This window comes from Bacteroides sp. OF03-11BH (genome assembly GCF_003604005.1).
Lineage (GTDB): Bacteria > Bacteroidota > Bacteroidia > Bacteroidales > Bacteroidaceae > Bacteroides > Bacteroides ovatus.
Genome location: NZ_QTMW01000122.1, coordinates 1 through 386, shown reverse-complemented (window position 1 = coordinate 386; position 386 = coordinate 1). Strand labels below are relative to the sequence as shown.

1 protein-coding gene is annotated in these 386 nt (G+C 32.6%); it reads right to left on the bottom strand.

Features of this window, described 5'->3' with window-relative positions; translation table 11 throughout:
- Nucleotides 1-202: 202 nt before the first annotated feature.
- Nucleotides 203-386 (bottom strand): hypothetical protein (locus DXA54_RS28420; RefSeq protein WP_120081212.1); only part of this gene is annotated, 184 nt, incomplete at its 5' end.

The window sequence follows — 386 nt, the reverse complement described above, 5'->3', positions numbered from 1 at the left end:
TATATTTGGAGTGTATACCAAAAGGGCGTACTTTTGCACCCGCTTTCCAAGAGAAGAAAGCCTTGACAAATTGACTTAGTGAAAAAGTGGAATCCCACTTAAAGAAAAGAACAAAAAACTTCCGAAAAAGTTTGGATTATAATAAATAAAGTTCTTATCTTTGCAGTCCGATTCGCAAAGGAAATTGGCAAGAGTTATTCTTTCATACATTCTTTCCCTTTCGCATAGAGAGCCAGAGAAATCGAGTAAAAAGAAAAACTAAAAAAAACTTCCGAAAAAGTTTGGTAGTTAAAAATAAAGCCCTTACCTTTGCACCCGCTTTTAAAACGAAAGTAACAAGTTCTTTGAAATATTGATAAACAATACAAGTAGTACAAGTAAAAAAA